The 17,884-nt window shown below is 71.2% G+C and carries 14 protein-coding genes; 6 read left to right on the top strand and 8 right to left on the bottom strand.

The window, feature by feature from the left end:
- Positions 1–10: 10 nt before the first annotated feature.
- Together ACWD26_RS03010 and ACWD26_RS03005 are read right to left on the bottom strand one after the other, a co-directional pair.
- The gene (locus ACWD26_RS03010) at positions 11–763 is read right to left on the bottom strand and encodes a bifunctional DNA primase/polymerase (RefSeq protein WP_451265589.1); all 753 of its coding nucleotides are present in this window, start codon (positions 761–763) and stop codon (positions 11–13) included.
- Positions 764–980: 217 nt separating this feature from the next.
- Entirely contained in the window at positions 981–1,610 is a 630-nt protein-coding gene (locus ACWD26_RS03005) for a TetR/AcrR family transcriptional regulator (protein WP_451265587.1), read from the bottom strand.
- 96 nt (positions 1,611–1,706) lie between these two features.
- Here ACWD26_RS03005 and ACWD26_RS03000 point away from each other — a divergent pair, with 96 nt between their 5' ends.
- Positions 1,707–1,916, top strand: a complete 210-nt coding sequence (locus ACWD26_RS03000; protein WP_451265585.1) for a DUF6243 family protein — start codon at positions 1,707–1,709, stop codon at positions 1,914–1,916.
- A gap of 33 nt (positions 1,917–1,949) precedes the next feature.
- Here the strand turns inward: ACWD26_RS03000 and ACWD26_RS02995 are convergent, their stop codons facing one another.
- From ACWD26_RS02995 to ACWD26_RS02985, 3 genes are all read right to left on the bottom strand, one after another.
- Positions 1,950–2,672 carry a VOC family protein gene (locus tag ACWD26_RS02995; RefSeq protein WP_451265583.1) on the bottom strand — a complete coding sequence of 241 codons (723 nt, stop codon included), beginning with the start codon at positions 2,670–2,672 and terminating at the stop codon, positions 1,950–1,952.
- Positions 2,669–3,142: a GNAT family N-acetyltransferase gene (locus ACWD26_RS02990; RefSeq protein WP_451265581.1), complete on the bottom strand. Its 474-nt coding sequence runs from the start codon at positions 3,140–3,142 to the stop codon at positions 2,669–2,671. The genes ACWD26_RS02995 and ACWD26_RS02990 overlap by 4 nt, the downstream gene beginning before the upstream one ends.
- 96 nt (positions 3,143–3,238) lie before the next feature.
- Positions 3,239–4,240, bottom strand: a complete 1,002-nt coding sequence (locus tag ACWD26_RS02985) for a small ribosomal subunit Rsm22 family protein (RefSeq protein WP_451265579.1) — start codon at positions 4,238–4,240, stop codon at positions 3,239–3,241.
- A 103-nt stretch (positions 4,241–4,343) separates the two neighbouring features.
- Here ACWD26_RS02985 and ACWD26_RS02980 point away from each other — a divergent pair, with 103 nt between their 5' ends.
- Together ACWD26_RS02980 and ACWD26_RS02975 are read left to right on the top strand one after the other, a co-directional pair.
- Entirely contained in the window at positions 4,344–4,592 is a 249-nt protein-coding gene (locus tag ACWD26_RS02980) for a hypothetical protein (RefSeq protein ID WP_451265577.1), read from the top strand.
- Positions 4,589–4,990 (top strand): DNA-binding protein, encoded by a 402-nt coding sequence (locus tag ACWD26_RS02975; protein WP_451265575.1) that lies wholly within the window; start codon positions 4,589–4,591, stop codon positions 4,988–4,990. Before ACWD26_RS02980 ends, ACWD26_RS02975 begins: the two co-directional genes overlap by 4 nt.
- On the opposite strand, the gene ACWD26_RS02970 is transcribed toward ACWD26_RS02975, so the two are convergent.
- Positions 4,977–6,188, bottom strand: a complete 1,212-nt coding sequence (locus ACWD26_RS02970) for a serine hydrolase domain-containing protein (protein WP_451265573.1) — start codon at positions 6,186–6,188, stop codon at positions 4,977–4,979. The genes ACWD26_RS02975 and ACWD26_RS02970 overlap by 14 nt on opposite strands.
- The gene (locus ACWD26_RS02965) at positions 6,116–7,549 is read right to left on the bottom strand and encodes a multidrug effflux MFS transporter (RefSeq protein ID WP_451265571.1); all 1,434 of its coding nucleotides are present in this window, start codon (positions 7,547–7,549) and stop codon (positions 6,116–6,118) included. Before ACWD26_RS02965 ends, ACWD26_RS02970 begins: the two co-directional genes overlap by 73 nt.
- Before the next feature lie 100 nt (positions 7,550–7,649).
- On the opposite strand from ACWD26_RS02965, the gene ACWD26_RS02960 reads away from it, so the two are divergent.
- A complete protein-coding gene (locus tag ACWD26_RS02960; protein WP_451265569.1) occupies positions 7,650–8,687 on the top strand; it encodes a Gfo/Idh/MocA family protein in 1,038 nt (345 codons plus the stop codon).
- On the opposite strand, the gene ACWD26_RS02955 is transcribed toward ACWD26_RS02960, so the two are convergent.
- Complete coding sequence (locus ACWD26_RS02955) at positions 8,674–10,344, bottom strand: alkaline phosphatase D family protein (RefSeq protein WP_451265567.1); 1,671 nt, start codon at positions 10,342–10,344, stop codon at positions 8,674–8,676. The two genes, ACWD26_RS02960 and ACWD26_RS02955, sit on opposite strands and share 14 nt — an antisense overlap.
- A 158-nt stretch (positions 10,345–10,502) precedes the next feature.
- Here ACWD26_RS02955 and ACWD26_RS02950 point away from each other — a divergent pair, with 158 nt between their 5' ends.
- Together ACWD26_RS02950 and ACWD26_RS02945 are read left to right on the top strand one after the other, a co-directional pair.
- A complete protein-coding gene (locus tag ACWD26_RS02950; RefSeq protein WP_451265565.1) occupies positions 10,503–11,315 on the top strand; it encodes an SDR family oxidoreductase in 813 nt (270 codons plus the stop codon).
- A 351-nt stretch (positions 11,316–11,666) separates the two neighbouring features.
- Positions 11,667–17,849 carry a DNRLRE domain-containing protein gene (locus tag ACWD26_RS02945; protein WP_451265978.1) on the top strand — a complete coding sequence of 2,061 codons (6,183 nt, stop codon included), beginning with the start codon at positions 11,667–11,669 and terminating at the stop codon, positions 17,847–17,849.
- Positions 17,850–17,884 lie beyond the last annotated feature (35 nt).

Raw genomic sequence — 17,884 nt, 5'->3', positions numbered from 1 at the left:
GGGGCGGGGGTCAGCCCCTGGAGGGCCAGGCCGAGTGCGTGTGGTCCTGCTCCTCGCCCACGTGGCGGGAGCAGGCGTCGGTGAGGATCTCCAGCAGGGTCAGCGGGTCCGGCAGCGGGTGCTCGGGGCCGCGTACCCAGTGGACGGCGAGGTCACCGGGGAGCTGGGCGGGCGGGACGAGGACGTACGACCCCCGGCAGTGCCAACGCAGGCCCGGGTGCTCGTCCATGGTCTCCGGATGGCAGTCCAGCTCACAGGGCCACCACTCGTCCTCGTCCTCGGGCGTGCCTCGGGTGGAGGTGAAGAAGAGGAGCCGTCCGTCGTCGGACTCGGACTCGCTCTCCGCGACGGGCCCGACCTCGATCCCGGAGGCGAGCAGCCGCTCCAGGGCCTCACGGCCGGCGGCGAGCGGTACGTCCAGCACGTCGTGGACCATGCCGGTCGCGGTGATGAAGTTGGCCTGCGGCTGGTGCCTGGCCCATCGCTCGATCTGGGCGCGGTCGGTGGTGGACTGCGTCTGCCAGGCGAACGACACCGGGTGCCGGGCGGGAGTGGGACAGCCGACGCGGTCACAGGAGCACCGGTAGCCCGAGGGGTACGCGGCGGGCGCGAGCGGGAGTCCGGCGGCGGCTGCGGCGAGCAGCAGCTCCTCACGGCCGGCGTCGTCGGTGGCCTCGCCGAGCGGGCGGCTCGTACGACGGGCGCGCAGCCACTCGGAGATCCTGCCCTGCCGACCGCTCCGGCCGCCGAACGTCGCGCTCATCTATCCCCTCGCCTCGCCTCGCTGTGGTGCGGACACCATGCTTCATGGTCCCACCATCCTGCGCCCCGGGTGGCCGGAGTCCGCATCCGGGGTAGGTGGGGTGATGCCGGGGTGCGGGCAGGGATGGTGGGCTATTGCACGCTTTGACGGGATTTTCGGACCTTCCGAAGGCCCGGTTGGTCGGTTTGGTCACACCCGGGCGGGGAGTTGACCCGGCTCAGCGGGGTGCGAGGCCGTGGAGGGCGTAGTCGACGAGCGTGTCGGTGTACTCGTACGAGAGGGGGCCCGAACGCTGGAGCCAGCGCTGGGCGAGCGGGGCGACGAAGAGTTCGAGGGCGATGCGGAGGTCGATGTCCGGCCGCACCTCCTTGGCGTCCTGCGCGGCCTTCAACCGCTGGACGTAGAGCTGCAGTTGGGGTTCGAGGAGCTTGCCGACGAAGTCGGCACTCAGCTTCTCGTCGACCACGCCTGCGGCGGTAAGGGCCCGGGAGGGCGCCTCGAACCTGGGATCGAGGAGTTCGTCCACGGTGGCGCGCAGGACGTTCTTGAGGTCGGCCGCGAGATCGCCGGTGTCCGGGATGGCGTACTCCACCGGCTCCGAGCCCGGCCCGGCGGCCTGCTCGGCGGCCTGCTCCTGCAGATCGAGGAACGCCTCCAGCAGCACCTCCGCCTTCGAGGACCACCACCGGTAGATCGTCTGCTTCCCGACGCCGGCGCGGGCGGCGATGCCCTCGATGGTCGTCTTCTGGTACCCGACCTCACCGACGAGGGTGAGGGCGGCGTCGTAGATGGCGCGGCGGGACTTCTCGCTGCGCCGGGCGGAATCGGGGGCGGTCTTGTTGGCCATGCTTCCAAATTATCAGGTTGACAAGACGGTGCGTCTCGCCGATGGTGGTGAGGTGCAGTCGAGACGAAACGTCTCGTAGCGGTAGAGGAGCGTGTCATGACCCGAGGTGGAGCAGGAAACATGCTGGGAGTGGGCGGTTCCCGCCGGAACCTGGGCCGCCAGGCGCTGCGCGGCGGCCCCGCGAACGGCCGCGTCGGCGGTGGCCTCGACGCCCAGGCCCAGAAGCGGGAACTGCTGCGCAAGCTGCAGGAGAAACGCCAGGAAGGGCGCACGGCGGGTGATCGCACGGCCGACGAGTCGTCGTGACAGCGGCGGGTCCGCCCCGCCGGGGCGGCCGCGTCAGCGAGACCGAGGCAGGACCATTTGGAAGGCGAGGCCTTCCGGGCTGCTCAGCCGTAGTAGGGAACGGTCGGGGTCGTTCGGCCACACGGCATGACCCCGGCCGTCGGCACGAACGCGCGCGGCGACCTCGCCCAAGTCCTCGACGGTGACGGCGAGTTCCCACTGGGGGGTGACCGCGCCGGGTCCCTGGGCGGCGACGAAGTCGGCCTGGCCGAAGGCCGTTCCGGTCACCTCGCGGTAGAAGTCCCGGGCCATGTCCGGCTGTCGGCAGGCCAGAACCATGTGGTGGGGGACGCCGGTGGCTCCCGGCGGGAACGCCCACCCTCCGAACCCGCGAGGCTCCCAGAGAGAGAAGGCCGCGCCCTCCGGGTCGGCCAGCGTGGCCATGCGCCCCTGGTCGCCGGCGTCGAACGGCGGGACGACGAGCCGCGCCCCGTTCGCCACCGCCGTGCCGGTGCGGCGGTCGACGTCGTCGACCGCCAGGTAGAAGGCGATGTGGGCCGGGGTCTCCGGCGGGTAGACGGGATTCGCGAGGTCGCTCACACCGCCGATCCGGTGACCGTTCCCCGCGGTGATCTTCGTCGCCCGGCGCCAGTCGTCCTCGTCCACCGCGAAGCGCCAGCCCAGGGTGTCGGCGAAGAAGGCCGTGGTGCCGGGCAGATCGCGGGTCTTGAGGTCCATCCAGCAGAACTCACCCGGGGAACCGAGGCGCGTCGTCATTCGGCCAGTTCCAGTACGCCGACGGTCTGGCCCCCGCTGGTCTCTCCGGTCGTCCGGAAGCCGAGGCCGAGGTAGAAGGCCTCCGGGCCGTCCGGGCCGGGGTGCCAGGTGACGAACAGCCGGCTCCCACCACGGCGGCGGATCTCGGCGGCGACGGACTCGACGGCGAAACGGCCGTGGCCGCGCCCCTGTTCGTCGGCGGCGATGTTGAGGCGCCAGAGCCCGGAACGGATGTCGGTCCCGGTCCCGTCGCCCTTCCAGTCGATGTCGAGGAAGGCCATCAGGAAGCCGACCGCGCGATCACCGTCCCGGATGAGCCGGGGCCAGGCGACGCCGGGGCGGACGTACGCCTCGGCGAGGGACTGCACGACCGGCTCCACCAGGTGTTCCTGGTCGGGGCGGACACGGACGCCGAGCGCGGCATCGAGGTTGGCGGGGGTTATCTCTTCCAGACGCACAGTGGTCGACATGATCGATGAGATAGCCGCAGGGAGGGCGGGGAGCGCAAGCGAATTACCGGTGAGGACGGGGGATGAACAGGGAGGAGCAGGAGAGGACGGAGCCCGTCAGAGCTCGTCGCCGCCCACGGCCGGCGGCCAGGCGTCGCCCCACTCCGCGTCACGGGCCGCCTTGTAGAGGAGGCCGTGGCGCTTGGTGACGGTGGTCCGACCGAGGGCCGGCTCCGTCTCGCAGAGGTCGAGGAGGACCTGGCCCTTGCGGATCTGGGGCTTGCGTACGACGCGGGAGGGCGCCGGGGCCGGAGGGAAGCGGGTCGCGGCGACGTAGCTGAACTTCTCGTCCTCGTACGGCAGGGAGCCGCCCTTGACCTGGCGGTGCAGGGAGGAACGGCTGACCCGGGCGGCGAAGTGGCACCAGTCCTCGCCGGGCACGATGGGGCAGGCGGCGCTGTGCGGGCAGGGCGCGGCGATGTGGAACCCGGCGGCGACGAGGCGGTCGCGGGCCTCGATGACCCGGGTGTAGCCGTCGGGGGTGCCGGGTTCGACGATCACGACGGCCTGGGCTGCGGTGGCGGCCGCGTCGACGACGGCGGTGCGGTCGGCGGCGGTCAGCTCGCCGAGGACGTAGGAGACGGTGACGAGGTCGGTGCTGTCGATGGTGAGCGCCGACCCGATACGGGAGCGCCGCCACTCGGCGTTCTTCAGCCCCGGGTTCGCCGCGGCGATCTCCCGCCCGAGCGCCAGCGCCGGCTCCGCCCAGTCGAGCACCGTCACCGGCCGCCCGCCCTCCCAGGTCGCGCTCACCGCCCAGGTCGCCGCGCCCGTACCCCCACCGACGTCGACATGGCTGCCGGGCACCCATCCGGGCACCGCCACCGCGAACGCCTCCAGCGCCGAGCACACCGCCTCGAACGTCGCCGGCATCCGGTACGCCGCGTACGCCACCACGTCCGACCGGTCCCTGAGCACCGGCGCGTCCGTCGGCGTCCGCCCCCGGTAGTTCGTGATCAGCCGCTCCACCGCCTGCGTGGCCGACTTGGGCGGCAGACCGTCGAGGAGGGTGGACAGTGCGGTGCGGAGGGTGTCGGCGGGGGCAAGGGGGACGTTCACGTGGTGATTCTACGAGGGACGGCCGCGCCTCGATCCGCGCTCGGCCCTCAACGCTCAGCGCCCGAAGTCGGACACGAGGCGCATACCGCAGTATGCTTGCGTCATGGCTGCCACCACGCGCATCACCGTGACCCTGCCCACCGAGCAGGTGGCGGAAATAAGGAATCTGACCGACAACGTGTCCGGTTACGTGGCCGACGCGGTGGCCCGCCACATCAGGCATCAACTCCTCGGCGACGACCTGCGACGCCACCAGGCGGAGCACGGTTCCTTCACGGCCGAGGAACTGGCCGAGGCGCACGCGAGGATCTTTGGCTCCACGGACTCCGGTGACCGTACGGATGTGGCGTGAAGACACGCTTCGAGACGGTCGTCCTCGACTCCGAGGGGCTTTCCGCCTGGGTCGCGCAAGATCGCAAGGTCCTCGCGATGCTGCAGGTGTTTCACGCCATGAGCGCCGATCTCGTGACTGGCGCCAACACGATCGTGGAAGTCAGCCACGTACGGATGAACGTCCCGCGCCTGAACTGGACGCTGTCGCGGGTCAGGGTCGAGCCGGTCACCGAGCAGACGGCCAGGGCGGCCGCCGGACTCCTCAAGGCAGCAGGGTTGCACGGCCGCAGGTACGCCATCGACGCCACCGTGGCCGAGGCGGCGCTGCGCCAGCCGGGCCCGGTGGCCGTACTGACGTCCGACGTCGACGACATGACCAAGCTGTGTGGCGACCGCGTGCACGTCATCGGTCTCTGAGACTCCGCACCGCCCGAGCCACCCGAGTCCCCGCCGCCGCCCTGGCCGGGTTGATCGGATCCCGGCGGCGCGGATGCACCCCGTTCGTCAGCAGAACCAAGAAGGTGTCGGTCGCCCGGTCCAGGACCAGTGACGTGCCCGTGAAGCCGGTGTGGCCGGCCGCGCCCCGGCCCGCCAACTCGCCCATGAACCAGGGCTGGTCGAGCGCGAACCCGAGACCCGGCGGGGTCAGCATCAGCTCCACGAAATCGGGGCCGAGGATGCGGGCGGGGCCGTAGGAGCCGCCCGCCAGGAGCGTGCGGCAGAAGATCGCCAGGTCCCGGGCCGTCGAGAACAGGCCCGCGTGGCCGGCGACGCCGCCGAGGGCCCAGGCGTTCTCGTCGTGGACCTCGCCCCGGAGCATGCCCCGGTCGGCCTTGGCCCAGGGGCGGCGTTGGTCCTCGGTGGCGGCGGCCGTCCGGTAGGGGCCGAAGCCCGTGGACGTCATGCCCAGGGGGTGGGTGATGCCGTCGCGGATCAGCACGTCCAGGCCCCGGCCGGTCAGGCGTTCCAGGACGTGCTGGAGGAGCAGGAGGTTCAGGTCGGAGTAGAGGTGCGTCGTGCCGGGCGGAGCCGTGGGCACCTCGGAGCGCAGCATCGCCAGACGGGCGTCCTGGGACGGGCAGTCGTACAGCGGGAGTTCGGGGCGCAGACCCGAGGTGTGGGTGAGCAGATGCCTCACCGTCAGGCCGTATTCGGCCGCGCCGGTGAAGTCGGGGAGGTACGCCGCCACCTTCGCGTCGATGCCTAGGGTGCCGCGTTCCAGTTGCTGGACGGCGGCCACGGCGGTGAAGAGCTTGGTGAGGGAGGCCAGGTCGAAGGGGGTGTGCGCAGTCGCGGGGACCCGGGACTCCGGCGGCAGCTCCACTCCCCTGTCGGCGCGTTCGTCGTAGGCCTCGTAGCGGACCGCCCAGCCCGCCGCCTCCTCGACGGCGACGACGGGTCCGCGTCCGGCGAGGACGACGGCGGCGGGGGCCCGGGGGCGGTCCCCTTCCGTCAGCGCGCGCACCTCTCGTACGAGATGGCGCAGTTCCTCGGGGTCGAGTCCGGCCCGTTCCGGGGTGTCCGTGCGCAGTCTCGGCGCGCTCAGCTGTCCGCTCCCTCCACCGTCGTACCCACCGAAGTACCTACCGTCGTACGCCTGTTCCAAGGACGGCACAGTGCCACGAAGCAGGTCGCGGCCACCAGTGTCGCGGACAGCTGGACGACGGCCATGGGGACGGCGGTGTCCTCGCCCGCGACGCCGACCAGGGGGGACGCTATCGCGCCGATCAGGAAGGACGACGTACCCAGCAGCGCCGACGCCGAACCCGCCGCGTGGCGTACCCGCATCAGCGCGAGCGCCTGGGTGTTGGGGAGGGTGACGCCCATCGCGGACATCAGGACGAACAGGGCCGCCGCCACCGGGGCCAGACCCACCTCGCCGAAGACACCGAGGGACATCAGCAGCAGCGCGGTCGCGGAGAGGGCGACGACCGTGAGGCCCACGGCGAACACCTTGTCCAGGCTCACCCGGCCGACCAGGATCTTGCCGTTGATCTGGCCGACGATGACGAGGCCGACGGAGTTGACGCCGAAGAGCAGGCTGAAGGTCTGCGGGGAGGCGCCGTAGATCTCCTGGATCACGAACGGGGAGGCGCTGATGTACGCGAAGAGGGCGGCGAAGGCGAAGCCGCCGGCGAGCGTGTAGCCCATGAAGACCCGGTCGGTGAGCAGGCCGCGCATCGCGCCCAGGGTCTCGCCGATGCCGCCGACGTGACGGTCGGCGGGGGCGAGCGTCTCGGGGAGTTTCACCCAGACGACCGCGAGGAGCGCGATGCCGATGACCGTGAGGACGACGAAGACGCCCCGCCAGTCCGTGACGCGGAGGATCTGGCCGCCGATCAGCGGCGCGACGATCGGGGCCACCCCGGAGATCAGCATGAGGGTGGAGAAGAAGCGGGCCATCGCCTCGCCGTCGTACAGGTCGCGGACGACGGCCCTGGCGATCACGATCCCGGCCGAGCCGGCGAGACCCTGCACCAGACGGAAGGCGATCAGGGTCTCGATGGTGGGCGCGAGGGCGCAGAGCGCGGTGGCGACGATGTAGACGGCGAGGCCCATGAGGAGGGGGCGCCTGCGGCCCCAGCGGTCGCTCATCGGGCCGATCAGCAGCTGGCCGAGGGCCATGCCGGCGAGGCAGGCGGTGAGGGTCAGCTGGACCGTGGTGGCGGGGGCGTGGAGGGAGTTGGTGACCTCCGGCAGGGCCGGGAGGTACATGTCCATGGCGAGGGGCGGGGTGGCGGTGAGCCCGCCGAGGACGAGGGTGACGAGGAGACCGGTACGGCGGAGGGCGGTGGTGTTCGGCTTCGGCTGTTCCGGCTGTCCCGGCTGTCCCGGCTGTCCCGGCTGTCCCGGCTGTCCCGGCTGTTCCGGCTGTTTCGACGGCCTGGGTGTCGCCGTCGCGTCCGGCTTCGCGTACCCCGCCGCCATCGTGTCCGACTCGGCCTGCGCCGAGCCCGGTATGTGCCCCTCGGGCATGTGCCCCTCCCTCTCCGTTCGGTCCGCCACCTATGCTCTCAGCTCGTACGACGTGGGCGGGGTCACAGGTGCGCCCCGGGACCGAGGGACAGGGGTGGCGATGTCGAACGACGGGCGTGTGCGGTGGGGGATCCTGGCGACCGGAGGGATCGCCGCGGCCTTCACGGCCGACCTCGTCGACCTGCCGGACGCGGAGGTCGTGGCGGTGGCCTCGCGGAGCGAGGACTCGGCGAAGGCCTTCGCGGAACGGTTCGGGATACCGAGGGCGTACGGCGACTGGCGTGCGCTCGCCGAGGACGCGGACGTGGATGTGGTGTACGTCGCCACCCCGCACTCGGCGCACCGGACCGCCGCCGGGATGTGCCTGGAGGCCGGACGGAACGTGCTGTGCGAGAAGCCGTTCACGCTGAACGTGCGGGAGGCGGAGGAACTGGTCGCGCTGGCGCGGGAGCGCGGGCGGTTCCTGATGGAGGCCATGTGGATGTACTGCAATCCGGTGGTGCGGCGGATCGCGGAGATGGTGCGGGACGGCGCGATCGGTGAAGTGCGGACCGTGCAGGCCGACTTCGGGATCCTGGGGCCCATCGCACCGTCGCACCGGTTGCGGGACCCGGCGCAGGGCGGGGGTGCGATGCTCGACCTCGGGGTGTACCCGGTCTCCTTCGCGCACCTGCTGCTCGGCGAGCCCTCGGACGTCACGGCGAGTGCGGTGCTCTCGAAGGAGGGCATCGATCTGCAGACCGGGGCGCTGCTCTCCTGGGAGAGGGGGGCCTTCGCCTCGGTGCACTGTTCCATCGTCGGCGGCACCGGCACCACCGCCTCGATCACCGGCTCCGAGGGCCGTATCGACATCCCCGACGGCTTCTTCTTCGCGGACCGATTCCTCCTGCACCGCGTCGGCCGCGAACCGCGGACCTTCACCGCGGACCCGGCCGACGGCCCCCGCAACAGCTTCCGCCACGAGGCCACCGAGGTCATGCGCGCCCTGCGCGCCGGCGAGACCGAGTCCCCGCTCGTCCCCCTCGACGGCACCCTCGCCGTGATGCGCACGCTCGACGCGATCCGGGACCGCATCGGAGTGCGCTATCCCGGCGAGGACGACCGTCGGGGCGACGAACTGGTGGTCACGCCGGCGTGAGCCCCGGCTTGCCCGCCTCGACCGCGAAGGACGCCACCGTCGAGATCCCGGCCCCCGTCGTCGTCACGTACGGCACGGCCTTGAAGTCGGCGCGGGCGGACCCGCGGCCGAGGGCGACCGTGACGTACCCCCGCCGGCCGTTGTAGAAGCGCATGTGGGGGTTGGCGGTCATGTAGGTGTCCCAGTTGGCGGGCTTGTCGGAGCCGTTGCCGCCGCTGCTGATCGAGGTCGCGACGATCTCCGTGCCGACGGTCCGGGAGGAGCGGTTGTCGAAGTCGCGCTTGATGTCGAAGGCGTAGCCGACGTGGACGTCGCCCGTGAGGACCATGAGGTTCTCGATGCCGGCCGCGTCGGCGCCCGCGAGGATCCGTTCGCGGGAGGCGGTGTAGCCGTCCCAGGAGTCCATGGACACCTTGTAGGTGTCGCCGACGGCGTTGCGGCGCTGGGAGAAGGTGACCTGCTGGGGGACGACGTTCCAGACGGCGTCGGACTTGGCCCAGCCGTTCAGGAGCCAGCGCTCCTGGGTGGCGCCCGTCATCGTGCGGGCGGGGTCGGCGGCCTCCGGGCCCGGGGTCTGCCAGCCGTCGCCGTACGCCTGGTTGGAGCGGTACTGGCGGGTGTCGAGTATGTCGAACTGGGCGAGGCGGCCCCAGGTGAAGCGGCGGTAGAGCTTCATGTCGGGGCCGGTGGGCTTCTGCGGGCTGCGCAGCGGCTGGTTCTCCCAGTACGCGCGGTACGCGGCGGCGCGGCGCAGCAGGAACTCCTCGGGCGGGACGTCGTTCTCGGGGATGTCGTCGGCGTAGTTGTTCTCGGTCTCGTGGTCGTCCCAGGTGACGACGAACGGGTGCGCGGCGTGCGCGGCCCGCAGGTCGGAGTCCGACTTGAAGAGGGCGTACCGCAGGCGGTAGTCCTCCAGGGTGACCGTCTCGTGGTTGTACAGGTCGGGCAGGACGCGGTCGCTGTACTTGCGGTTTCCGCCGACCGAGTTCACCGCGTACTCGTAGAGGTAGTCCCCGAGGTGGAAGACGACATCGATGTCCTCGCCCGCGAGGTGCCGGTAGGCGGTGTAGTAGCCGTCCGTGTAGGCCTGGCAGGAGACGGCCGCGAAGGACAGGGCGGTGGAGCCGGTCAGATGGGTGCGGCCGGGGGCGGTGCGGGTGCGGCCGGTCTCGCTGATCCAGGTGCCGGTGCGGAAGCGGTAGTAGTAGACGCGTCCGGGATCGAGGTAGCCGACCTCCACGTGGACGGTGTGGTGGAACTCGGGGTGGGCGGTGGCCGTTCCGCGTCTGACGACGCGTCGGAAGTTCTCGTCGTGGGCCAGTTCCCACTGGACGGCGACGCGTTCGGCGGGCAGCCCGCCGTCCGGCTGGTACGGGGCGGGGGCCAGCCGGGTCCACAGGAGTACGGAGGCGGGCAGCGGGTCGCCGGAGGCCACGCCGAGGGTGAAGGGGTTCTCGGCGATGCGCCGCGCGTCGAGCGGGGCGGCGGCCGCGGCGCCCGCGGCGGGGAGGTTGGTGGCGAAGGCGAGTGCGGCGGCCGCGCCGGTAACGGTGAGGAAGCGGCGGCGGTCGAAGTGCCGGGCGGCGGCTCGGAGTTCGGCCGAGTGGGACGAGCGGGGCTGCGTCGACCTGTGGGGGTTCTGGGCTGCGGGTGTCATCTGGCCCTCCGCTGACGGTTGTTGTACTTGGCATTGGAGTGGTCAGGTTCGACGACCTTCTGTCACGTACACAACAGTCAGATGGCGGACTGATGAGTTCCGGATGGCGTGCCCTCGGTGCTCGGCCTGGTGCGTCCCCTCCCCTACGCTGCGAGCCCATGAAGGCTAAGGGAACCAAGATCGCGATCGTGACGGGCGCGGGCTCCGGGATCGGCCGGGCCGTGGCGGTGGAGTTGCTGCGCGCCGGCTGGTCGGTGGCGCTGGCGGGCCGCCGCGCGGAGAAGCTCGCCGAGACGGCGGCCGAGGCCGGCGCCACGGCGGACGCCGGCAGGGACGCCGGCAGGGACGCGGGCGCGGGCACCGACGCCCCGCAGGCGCTGTGCGTCCGTACGGACGTCTCGCGGCCCGGCGACGTGGACACGCTCCTCGCCGCCGTGCGCGACCGGTTCGGGCGGCTGGACCTGCTGTTCAACAACGCCGGCACGTTCGGTCCGGGCGGGGTGCCGGTGGAGGAGCTGGACTACGCGGCCTGGCGGCATGTGGTGGACACCAACCTCAACGGGGCATTCCTGTGCGCGCAGGCGGCGTACCGGCAGATGAAGGAGCAGGACCCCCAGGGCGGCCGGATCATCAACAACGGCTCGATCTCCGCGCACACGCCCCGCCCGCACTCCGTCGCCTACACCGCGACGAAGCACGCCCTGACCGGCCTCACCAAGTCGCTCTCCCTGGACGGTCGCCCGTACGGCATCGCGGTCGGCCAGATCGACATCGGCAACGCGGCGACGGACATGACCGCACGCATGCGGAAGGGCGTGCTCCAGGCGAACGGCCAGCTGATGCCGGAGCCGGTGATGGACGTGGCGGATGTGGCGCGAACGGTGCGCCACATGGCGGAACTGCCGCTGGAAGCGAACGTGCAGTTCGCGACTGTGATGGCTACGACGATGCCGTACGTGGGGCGCGGCTGAGCCGACGCCGGCCGGGGGCGGCGGGGCTGAGCCGCGGCCGGCGGGTCGGCGGGATCGGGGCGGGACCCGTCCCGGCCCGCCGGTGGTGGAGCAGGACGGGGCGCTCGCCGTGGACAGGTTCCACATGGCGCCCCCGGTGACCGCCAGGCAGCCGTTCACTGTTCCTTCACCTTTCACCCCCAGGTCACCTGACGACACATAGGCTCCGCCTGCTTGACCTGATGCTTGGTACGACTAGGGGGATTCGTGAGACCTGAGGAGTTGCCCTCTCCCGAGGAGAGAGGCCGGGTCTGGAACGACAGAGGCAGAAGCCTGCGCTGGATATCCGGCGGGCTCGCCCTCGTTCTGTCCGTGACGCTCGTCGAGGCGACGGCACTGGCCGCAGCCGCCGCTGAGCCCGCGAAGGCGCCGAAGGCGAAGGCCGTGACCACCGCCGCGGACATACCGTCCGCGAAGGTCGCGGCCCGGCTGTCCGGCAAGCGCGTCGAGGCGCTCTCGGAACGCACCGAGACGTCCACGACATGGGTGAACAAGGACGGCAGCCTGACGACCGAACTCTCGGCCGGGCCGATCCGCTTCGAGCGCGACGGCAAGTGGGTCGACGTCGATGTCGAGTTGCGCGAGTCTGACGCGGGCGTGGAACCGGTGGCGCACCCGGGCGGACTGCGGCTGTCCGGCAGGAAGGGAACGCCCGCGACGTCGCTGCGGGCCGCGCAGGGGCAGAAGGCCGTCGATCTGGTGACCCTCGGCGAGGGCGGCGAGCGGATCACCCTGCAGTGGAAGGGCGGGCTGCCCGCGCCCAGGCTCGACGGGACGCGGGCGGAGTACGTCAACGCCGTGCCCGGAGCCGATGTGGTGGTCGAGGCGACCCGTACCGGCTTCGAGCAGTACGTCGAGATCAAGAAGAAGCCGCAGACCGACGGCTACTCCTACACCCTGCCGCTGAAGGCCAAGGGCATGGAGGTGCGGCAACTGCGGGACGGCAGTGTGCTGTTCCTCGACAAGAAGGACAGAAAACGGGCTGTCATGCCCGCGCCAGTCATGTGGGACTCCACGGTCGACAAGCGCTCCGGTGAGCACACGCGCCGCGTGCCCGTGTCGATGAAGGTGGTGAAGAAGGGTTCCTTTGTCGACCTCGTGGTCACCCCGGACGCGAAGTTCCTCGCCGACCCGGAGACCAAGTACCCGGTCACGGTGGACCCCTCGACCTCGTCGCTGTCGAACGTCTTCGACACCTACGTCCAGCAGGGCGAGACCGTCGACTGGTCGACCGACACCGAACTGGACCTGGGCAACCCCGGCACGACCAACGCGGACGGCACCCCGCGCACCGCCCGCTCCTTCCTCTCCTGGAACACCACCCCGATCCAGGACGCCCTCGTGCTGGACGCCGATCTGAGCCTGTGGAACTTCCACTCCGGCAACACGGACTGCGCCGCGGCGCCCTGGGAGGTGTGGTCGACCGGAGCGGCGTCGACCTCCTCCCGCTGGACCGCGCAGCCCGCGTGGACCGCGAAGAAGGCCACGTCCACCGAGACCAAGGGCAACGCGGACTGCTCCGCCGACGGCTGGATCAACGCGGATGTGACGACCCTGGTCCAGGAGTGGGCCTCCGCCCAGGCCACCCGCGGCCACATGGGTCTGCGCGCCTCCAGTGAGACCGCGACCGCCCAGTGGAAGCGTCTCAACTCCGCCAACGCCGCGTCGAACCCGCCGAAGCTGGTCGTGGACTACAACTACCGGCCGCGCACCGGCACCAAGCAGGAGGCCGGACCGCCGTACTTCTCCTACGGCGGCTCCTACGTCGTCAACACCGCCACCCCCACCCTCCGCGACACCTTCGTCGACGCCGACGGTGACCGGGTCAACGGCACCTTCCAGATCTACGACAACGCCACCAACACCCAGGTCGGCGATGTCATCGTGTCCAAGTACGTGCCCTCGGGCCAGGTCGCCTCGGTGACCGTTCCCGCCGGAGTGCTGAGCAACGGCAAGACGTACAAGTTCCGCAGCAGCCCGTACGACGGCACGCACTACAACAGCGGCTGGTCGGCGTGGAAGACCTTCACCGTCGACGCCACCGCGCCGTCCGCCCCGGCGAAGATCGTCTCCACGGACTACCCGTCGAACGCCTGGGTCAAGGGCGTGGGCCAGACCGGCACCTTCACGGTCACGCCGCCGGCCTCCGACCACAACTGGCTGGAGTGGTCCCTGGACGGGGTGACCTGGACCAAGGTCGCCACCGGTGGCGCCGCCGCCGACAAGGCGATATCCCTCGCCCCGCCGAGGAACGGCACCCACACCCTCCAGGTGCGGTCCGTGGACAAGGCGGACAACAAGTCCGAGGCGATCGAGTACACCTTCCACGCGGGCCCCGGCGGCTTCGTCCGGCCCGACGACGGGGAGCGCACCGCACGCCGGCTGCCACTCGTCGCCGAGGCCGACGCGGCGAAGTACGACAACGTCTCCTTCTCCTGGCGCCGCTCCGAGGCCGACGACTGGGTGCGGATCCCGGCGGCCGACGTGACGTCCGGCGGCGATCCGCTCACCGCCTGGCCGGTTCCGCTGACGAACGGCAGGAACGCCCAACTGACCTGGAACGCCACCACCACCGTCGACCCGGACGGCACGGTCCAGATCAAGGCCGACTTCACCGGTCCGAACAGCGCCTCGGGCAGCACCGAGCCGCTCACCGTGATCGTCGACCGCAACGCCGACGGTGCCGCCACCGACGAGATCGGCCCCGGCTCGGTGAACCTCCTCACCGGTGACTACACCCTCAGCGAGGACGACGCCTCCTACTACGACATGACGGTCAGCCGCACCGCCTCCTCACGTGCCCCGGACGCCGGGGCGCAGCAGGAGGGGCAGGCCGCGATCTTCGGCAAGGAGTGGGTGGCCGGCACGGCGGCCGAGGTCACCGAATCCGACTACTCCCACCTCAAGCAGACCTCCGCCACCGCCGTGAGCGTCGTCACCGCCGACGGCGGCGAGATCCACTTCACGGCCAACGCGGCGAAGACCGGCTGGATCGCGGAACCAGGCTCCGAGGACCTCACCCTCAAGGGCGGTGTCGGCGGCTCGTTCACCCTGACCGACACCCAGGGCACGGTCACGGAGTTCACCAAGCCCGACCCCGCGGCCACCACCTGGCAGGCCTCCAGCACCCTGATGGACGGCCTGGCGAACACGACCACGACCGTGGTCTCCGAGACGGTCCAGGTGAACGGCAAGGTGCTGGCCCGCCCCAAGCGCGTCATCGCCCCGACCTCGGCGGCCTCCGCGGCGACCTGTACGGCGACCCCGACCACCAAGGGCTGCCGGGTGCTGGAGTTCGTGTACGCGACCACCACCACCGCCACCGGCTACTCGACGGCGGACGAGTTCGGCGACTACGCCGGCCAGGTCAAGGAGATCCTGCTCTACGCCTCCGGCAAGGGCGCGACCTCCGCCACCGCCCGCCCCGTGGCGACCTACCGGTACGACCTCGGCGGCAGGCTGCGCCAGCAGTGGAACCCGAGGCTGGCCCAGTCCACGCAGACCCAGTACTCGTACGACAGCGCCGGCCGCGTCTTCTGGGTCAAGCAGACCACCGACCAGCCCTGGACCTTCACCTACGGCAAGGCCGGCAACAGCAGCGCGGCCGGTGAGGGCATGCTCCTCAAGGCATCCCGCCCGGCACTGACCCAGGGCAGCACCGACACCGTCTCCGGCTCCGCCGTCACCACGGTCGTCTACGACGTCCCGCTCACCGGGGCCGGCGCGCCCCACGACATGGGCGCCGGTGCCGTCAAGGCGTGGGGTCAGACCGACGCCCCGACCGACGCCACCGCCGTGTTCCCGGCGGACTCCGTGCCGTCGTCGAACGCCGGCGGCGACCTCGGCAGCGGCTCGTACACCCGTGCGGACATCACCTACCTCGGTGTCTCCGGGCGTACCGTCAACTCGGTCACGCCGGGCGGTCACATCAGCACCTCCGAGTACGACCGCTTCGGCAACACCGTCCGTGAACTGAACGCCGCGAACCGCGCCGTCGCCCTCGGCCTCACCGCCACCGACAGGGCGACCCAGGCCGACCTCGGCATCGCCCAGCTCACCGGGGCCGAGCGCGCTGACCTGCTGGCCACCCGCTCGGTCTACAACGACAACGGCACCCGTGAACTGGAGGAGTACGGCCCGCTGCGCCGGATCGACCTCACCGCGGACCTGAAGTCGGGAACGACCACCCTGGTTCCCTCGGGCACCTCGGTGACCGCCCGCGCCTGGACGGTCAACGTGTACGACGAGGGCCGCCCGACCGACGGCACCGCCAAGGTCAAGGACCAGATCACCAGGACCACGACCGGCGCCCAGGTCCGGGAACACCCGTCCGTCCAGGGCGAGACGCGGGTCACCCAGACCGTCTTCGACTGGGCCAAGGGCCTGCCCACCAAGACCGTCCAGGACCCCGGGGGCCTCGCCCTCACCACGACGAAGGAGTACGACGCCCAGGGCCGCGTCACCAAGGAGCTGCTCCCCGGAGCCACCGGCACCGACGCCGCCACCCGGGTGACCGCCTACTGGTCCGCCACCGGCACCGGAACCTGCGAAGGCCGCCCCGAGTGGGCCGACCTGGTCTGCTCCACCGGCCCGGCGGGCGCGATCACCGGTGGCGGCGGCAACCCGTCCCAGCTGCCGACCAGTACCTACGAGTACGACTCCTGGGGCAACACGTCGGCCGTCGTCGACACCGCGAACGGCGTCACCCGCACCACCTCCACCGCCCACGACGGCGCCGGCCGCCCCACCACCACGACGATCACCGGCGGCACCGGCCAGACCGTCCCGGCCACCACCATCGGCTACGACAGTGTCACCGGCCGTACGCTCACGACGAGTTCACCGACGGCCGGGACGATCACCAAGGCCTACGACAGCCTCGGCCGCCAGATCTCCTACACCGACGCCGACGGCGGCCGGACCACCACCGAGTACGACCTGCTCGACAGGCCGGTCAAGGTCACGGACACCGTCCCGTCCACCGTCACCTACACCTATGACCACACCGCCGAACCACGCGGTCTGGCCACCAAGGTGACCGACTCGATCGCCGGTGCCTTCTCCGCCACCTATGACGCGGACGGCTCCGTGGCGAGCGAGAAACTGCCCGGCGGTTACACCCTCACCCAGGCCGAGGACCCGACCGGCTCCGCCGTCGAACGCACCTACACCCGCGACAGCGACGGAACGACCGTCTACTCGGACACCGTGACGGAGTCCGTGCACGGGCAGGTCACCACCCACGCGGGCTGGTCGGACCAGAGCTACCGGTACGACGCCGCGGGGCGGCTCACCACCGTGGAGGACACCTTCGACACGGTCTGCACCCGCCGGACGTACGCCTTCGACGGGCGCACCAACCGCACGTCGCGCACGGTGGCGAGCGGCCTGACCGGCGCCGACTGCCCCACGAGCGGAGGCACTACCACCACCCACAGCTATGACAGCGCCGACCGCCTCGTCGACTCCGGCCACACCTACGACGCCTTCGGGCGCACGACCGCCCTGCCGGGCAGCGCACTCGGCTACTACGCCAATGATCTGGCGTACCAGCAGACCGCGGGGACCCAGCGCCAGACCTGGCAGCTCGACGCGGCGCTGCGTCCGCGCTCCTGGACCGTGGAGACCGGCAGCGGAACCACCTGGACGCAGACCGCGTCCCGGCGGAACCACTACGACGGTGACGGAGACACTCCCCGCTGGATCGTCGACGACACCGCCACGGGCGCGCTGACCCGCAACGTCGACTCCCTCGGGGGCGATCTGGCCGCCACCACGGGCAAGACCGGCGGGACGGTCCTCCAACTGACCACCATCCACGGCGATGTGGCCCTCCAGCTCCCGCTGGACACCTCGAAGGCCCCTGTCGCCCTGGACTCGGACGAGTACGGCAACCGTCGCCCGTCCCAGGCGGCCACCCGCTACAACTGGCTCGGCGCCAAGCAGCGGTCCGCCGAGACCCTCACCGGTCTCGTGCTCATGGGCGTGCGTCTGTACAACCCCGCCAGCGGCCGGTTCCTGTCCATGGACCCGGTGTACGGCGGCAACGCGAACGCCTACGAGTACGTCAACGGTGATCCGCTCAACCGTTATGACCTGGACGGCAGATGGGGCTGGTTCAAGAAGAAGTGGCGCTCGTTCAAGAGGAGCCGCTTCGTCCGGTCGCGCCACTGGCGCACGGTCTGGCGGGTCGGCGCGATCGGGGTGACCGTGGGCGCGGCTCTCGGCTGCGGTGTGTCCATCGTCTGCGGTGTCGCCGCCGGCGCGGCCGTCGGCGCCATGGGCTACTGGGGAAGCTCGGGCCGGAAGACCTGGCGCGGTACCGCGACCGCGGCCGGCTGGGGCGCGGCCGGTGGATTCTTCGGTCGCACCTGGACCAACGCGATCAAGGTGGGACGTTCCGGCAAGTTCTCGGGCTCGCGCTATCGCCGTGTGAAGGTGTACCGGGGATGGCGCTCGTACCGGAACATGCGCTGGTGGCGAACGATGAACTGAGCCGCTGAAAACAGCGGTTGAGCACGATGGTGCGG

It is taken from the genome of Streptomyces sp. NPDC002787 (assembly GCF_053592095.1).
The sequence above is the reverse complement of the archived record's forward strand: the minus strand, read 5'-3'. Positions and strand labels throughout refer to the sequence as shown.